3 protein-coding genes are annotated in these 5248 nt (G+C 59.5%); 1 reads left to right on the forward strand and 2 read right to left on the reverse strand.

From position 1 onward, the window contains the following. Positions 1-43: 43 nt before the first annotated feature. Both ACU5AP_RS15875 and ACU5AP_RS15880 read right to left on the reverse strand, forming a co-directional pair. A complete protein-coding gene (locus ACU5AP_RS15875) occupies positions 44-1750 on the reverse strand; it encodes an alpha/beta hydrolase family protein (protein WP_446681512.1) in 1707 nt (568 codons plus the stop codon). 414 nt (positions 1751-2164) lie between these two features. Then, positions 2165-2374: a hypothetical protein gene (locus ACU5AP_RS15880; RefSeq protein ID WP_446681513.1), complete on the reverse strand. Its 210-nt coding sequence runs from the start codon at positions 2372-2374 to the stop codon at positions 2165-2167. On the opposite strand from ACU5AP_RS15880, the gene ACU5AP_RS15885 reads away from it, so the two are divergent. Next, the coding region (locus ACU5AP_RS15885; RefSeq protein ID WP_446681514.1) for a TonB-dependent receptor plug domain-containing protein at positions 2361-5248 on the forward strand (2888 nt) is incomplete at its 3' end. The genes ACU5AP_RS15880 and ACU5AP_RS15885 overlap by 14 nt on opposite strands.

Consider the following 5248-nt stretch of genomic DNA (forward strand, 5'->3'; position numbering starts at 1 on the left):
CCAAGGCTCGCTCGGTCATCCCTGTTCCTCCGCTTGACCAAGCTTACAGACCGTTCGGGCCACAAGAGTTCTTCAGGAACTCCTCGATCGACGTCAGGATCGCCTCGGTGTTCTCCGGCGTCCAAGTGTTCATGGTGTGCTCCATGTCGGGCAGGATGCGCAGTTGCACCGGCTTGCCCAGTCGCTCCAGCGCCGCGGCGAAGGTGCGGGATTCCGCCGGGATGACGCGCGTGTCGCGGTCGCCGGTGTAGAGGTAGATCGGAATCGAGACCTCGCCGATGCGACGCAGCGGGTCCTCGCCGTTGGCGGTCGGGTGCTGGAACTCGCGCAGGAAGCGGCTGTTGTAGGTGCCTTTCTTGAACAAGTCGATCGTCGCCGGGCCCGCCCCGGCGATGGCGCACTGGTATAGGCCGTTGGGACGCACAGCCGCCATCATGGAGGCGTAGCCGCCGTAGGAGTAGCCGTGCATGGCGATCCGATCCGGCGCGGCGATCCCCTCCGCAATCAGGTAGCGAGCGCCGTCGTCGTTGTCGTCCTGCATTTTGCGGCCCCATTCGCCGTCGCCGGCGCGCCACAGGGTCTGGCCCCAGCCCTCCGAGCCGCGGAACTGCGGCTGCAGGACGGCGTAGCCGCGCGTGGCGAAATACTGGGTCCAGCCAGTGGGATCCCAATCCAGTTCGTCACGCGCCCAGGGCCCCCCGTGCGGAGTGATGATGGCCGGATAGGGCCCGGGGCCGAAGACCGCCGGATCGGGCTTGGTCAGGATGGCCGGGATCATCAGGCCGTCCCGCGCCGCGTACTGGATCAGGCTGACCGGACCCAGCTTGGCCTCCCGCAACTCGGGATTGGCGCGACCCAGCAGGGCCATGCGGCCGTCCTGCAGCACATAATACTCCGGCGGCAGCGAGCCGCCCGCCTTGCGGATGATGAACTTCGAGCGATCTTCCGTATAGGATACGATGTCGATGTCCGCCCCGTCGCCGACGCTCAGGCGCGCAGCCTGGCCGGTGGCGATGTCCTTCCAGTCCACCGTGACGTCGCGCACGCCCAACGCCGTGCGAATCTGGTTGAAGGCCGCCTCCATCTGCGGGTCGACCCAATAGATCCGGCCGCGCTCGGCGTCATAGGTAAAGCCCAACACCTCGCCGAAATCCTGCGGCGCGCGCGAACGCACCACCCCGCTGGCGCGGAAATAGGGGTGCGCGAAGGCGGTCTCGCCCAGCTTCCGTTGCGCGATGTCGTATTCGTAGATGGCGTCGTGATCGCGGCCTTCGACGTTGCTGACGAAGATGATGTTGGGATCGTTCGAGAAACCGGCGATGGAGATCGGCTTGCGGTCGCGCGCATACCAGCGGAAATGCTCGGCCCAGTTGCCGCTAGGGTCCTTGATCCACTGGGCGATATAGGCGGCGCCGTTGTCGAAGTCGAACTGCTGGCGGGCCCGGATCTCGCCGTTCAGATCCGCCTGAGGGCTGTTGAACCGGTCGGAGCCGCGCTCCTTGCGCTCGCTGCGGCCGGTGTAGAGGTTCAGCGAATAGGTGTCGCCCCGCATCGGATCGCGCACCAGGATGGACTGCGGGTCCTGCGGCAGGCTGCTGACCAGGCCGCCGACGCCCACGAACTGCTGCTGCTCATCGGTCAGACCGTCGAACTTCAGGCCGATCCGCGTCGGATTGCCCTCCAGGTCCAGCACCTGAGTCCGCGTGCGATAGGACCGCTCAGCGGCTCCGCTGAGGCTGAAATCAGTCAACTGCTGGGTCGTCACAAAAAGACGATCGTTCTTGATGAACTGAGCCGCGACGATCTCAGAACGGGGGTCGGAACCTACGATATGTGGCGCTGATCGCAGCTCATCGGCCTTCCACATGGCCAAGACGCGTTTTTTCCCGTCGAGCGAAACAATCGCCAGAATATGGTTTCCATCGGGCGAAATAGAGACGCTGCTTATTGCCGGCCTTCGTGCGAAGGCCGAAGCTTCCGGGGGATTAATCGCTGCAGTCGCCGCTGAGGGTTCCGAAGCCCCTATTGCGAAAAGAATAGCAGCCATAAGGCTGCCAAGCGTCTGTTTGATCATAAGTCCCTCCTGAATTTTTAGATATCACCATATTTCGGACAGATACAATCGCGTCCGATCAAGCGGGGCATTGCGACAAACTGTGTGTCGTCAAAACGACAATTGCGACATAAAAGCGACGAAGTTGGTCGCAATAGTGTTGGCATTGCGGCATTGCGGTCTAAAGATGGCCCACTCACCGTCGATGACGCTACCTCTGTGGCTGCCGATGGGAACAAACTGACAAACGATGAAATTGGGGGTTTTTATGAGAGTGAATCGTTCCGGCCTGTTGGCCTCAACAGTCATGGCTGGCGCCATGTTGGTGGCTCCTGCCTTTGCAAGCGCGCAGGCCCAATCGAACGACAACGAGCCTAACGCCCAGCAGTCCACGGCGGTGGATGACATCGTCGTCACTGGCTCGCGCATCAAACGCAATGCCTATAACAGCACTCAACCCGTTCAGGTCATCACCTCCGAGGAATCCACCCTCGCAGGTATGGTTGACACCACTGAAATCTTGCAAAGTTCGACGATCGCCGCGACCTCGGGTCAGATCAACAACTACTTCACAGGTTACGTGACCACCGGCGGGCCTGGCGCTAACACCATCTCGTTGCGTGGCCTCGGGGCTCAACGCACCTTGGTGCTGTTGAACGGGCGCCGCGCGGGTCCGGCCGGTGTGCGTGGAACGGTCGGCCCGACCGACCTGAACGTCATTCCGAGCAGCCTCATTGAACGCGTTGAAATCCTGACCGACGGTGCTTCATCGATCTATGGTTCGGACGCCGTCGCCGGCGTGGTCAACATCATCACTCGCACCAACCGCGATGGGGGCGATATGAGCGCCTACGCTTCGGTGCCGTTCGAAAGCGGCGGTGAAGAGTACAATATCTCAGCCAGCCGCGGCTGGACCTACGACCGCGGGTACCTGTCAATCTCAGCTGACTACTTCAACCGTCAAGCCCTTGAGTTCGGCGACCGCGACATCTTCGAATGCCCGCAACTGAACTATTACTATGACGCGAACCACCTGATCCGTGCAGACCTAGTTGACAAGGAAACTGGCAAGTACAAGTGCAACTCCACAGCTGCCGGTCTCGTGACCCTGTACAATCCATCTTACCAGGCTATCGATTATAAGCCCGACGCGTCGGCCACCCTCGGTGGTGGCCTAAATGGCTGTGACCGCAATGGATGGGCACAGATTGTCGCCTTTACGAGCGGTTACGGGGCTTGCGCCATTACCGCAGCGAACAGCAATCCAGCTAAACGTCGCTTCTACGCTGAACGCACCCCCGCGCATGACGCCCGCTACAGCAGCCGTACGGCCGTAAACCCGGTTGAGCGTATTACCTTAAACCTATTCACCGGTTACGATCTGACTGCCAACACCGAACTGTTTGGCGAGTTGATGTATAATCGTCGTGAATCAAGCACTGCCTCGTTCCGTCAGGTCTGGGCGGACCTAGGCTTTGGCCCTTCGCACCCGTTCAACCCCTTTAAGGATATGGCTCTGGCCGATCCGACCATTCTGATCAACAGCGACACTAAGCAGGTCGTTGACTACTACCGCGCCGTTGGCGGCATTCGCGGCAAGCTCGACGTTGGCCGCGGTTTCGATTGGGAACTGGCCGCCCAGTACAGCCGCTCTGACGCGGTTTACGGCTCGACCTTCATCTACAAAGACCGCCTGTATGCAGCTCAAGGCGATGACGGCTGCGACGAAAGCTTCCTGAAAACCGCAACCGCCTGCCCGACTGGTGGCGTGGACTTCTTCTCGGTTCCGGTTCTGCGTGACGGCCAGTTCCGTCAACAGGACGCCGACTTCCTCTTCGGCTACGAAGAAGGCACCACCGTCTATGAGCATGCCTACATCGAAGGCCTGATCAGCGGCGAGCTCTTCGACCTGCCGGCCGGCTCTCTGGGCGCCGCTCTTGGCTTCCAGATCCGTCGCGAGTCGATCGACGACACGCCGGGGCAACAAGAAATAACCAGCAACAGCTGGGGTATGTCGGCGGCTGGCCGCACCAAGGGCGAAGAAACTATCCGTGAAGCATTCCTAGAAGTAGAAGCCCCGCTTCTGAAAAACCTGCCATTTATTCAAGAACTGACAATGAACGTGTCGGGACGACTGTCAGACTACGACAGCTATGGCGACAACACGACATACAAGATCGGTCTAAACTGGGCTATCAACCCGGAATGGCGCCTCCGCGCATCTAAGGGCACCTCGTTCCGCTCGCCCGCTCTGTACGAACTGTTCTTGGCAGACCAGACAAGCTTCCTTGGCCAAACCGCAGTTGACCCGTGCCTGAACTGGGCCAACTCGACCAATCCGATCCTGCAGAAAAACTGTGCTGCTGCCGGCGTTCCGGACAATTTGAACGCTGCCGGTTCACCGTCAGCAACCATTACCACCGGTGGTGGCGCTGGCGTATTAGAAGCTGAAACTGCCGACTCGTTCAGCGCCGGTCTGGTCTGGACGCCTTCATTCGCCGATTTCAACGTCGCTCTAGACTACTACAAGATCGAGATTGAAAACGAAGTGGCTCGTTTCGGTGCAGCTAACATCGTTAGAGGGTGTTATCTGTCGGAAAACTTCCCCAACGAAGCCCTCTGCAACCTGTTCACCCGCGCTTCGGCCAATGCTTCAGTTCCATCGGAACGTAACCGCATCACCGCAATCAACGACAGCTACATCAATATCAACCGCCAGCTATCTGAAGGTCTCGACCTTAACGTACGCTACGGCCACAAGTTTAAGACTGGCGATCTCACTCTGAGTGCTCGCGCTAGCTACATTCTCGAATGGGAATCGCAGCTGCGTACAGCTTCGGCTCCGACCAACTTGAATGATCGTATCGGCAACCCGGAATGGGTGGCTAATCTGACCGCTCGTTACGACCATGGTGACTACACCTTCAACTGGAGCACAGACATCGTCGCCGAAAGCTCCAACGATCACCTGTATTCCAGCAACACAGCGAATTATTTGGGCGAAACCGTCTATATGAACCGTACCGTTGACACCTACATCAACCACAATGTCTCGATCCGTAAGAAGATGGACAAATGGACGGTGCAGGTCGGTATCCGTAACCTGTTCGACGACACCGCAACCTTCACCTCGGGTTCGGGTGGCGGACGTGGTGCCGGTAACGTGCCGCTCTCCTCGCAGTACGACTATCTTGG

Source organism: Brevundimonas sp. RM1 (assembly GCF_052907225.1).

Excerpts from the sequence above, each read along its gene's own strand:
- ACU5AP_RS15880 (WP_446681513.1), bottom strand. The coding sequence starts at position 2,374 with ATGGCGCCAGCCATGACTGTTGAGGCCAACAGGCCGGAACGATTCACT.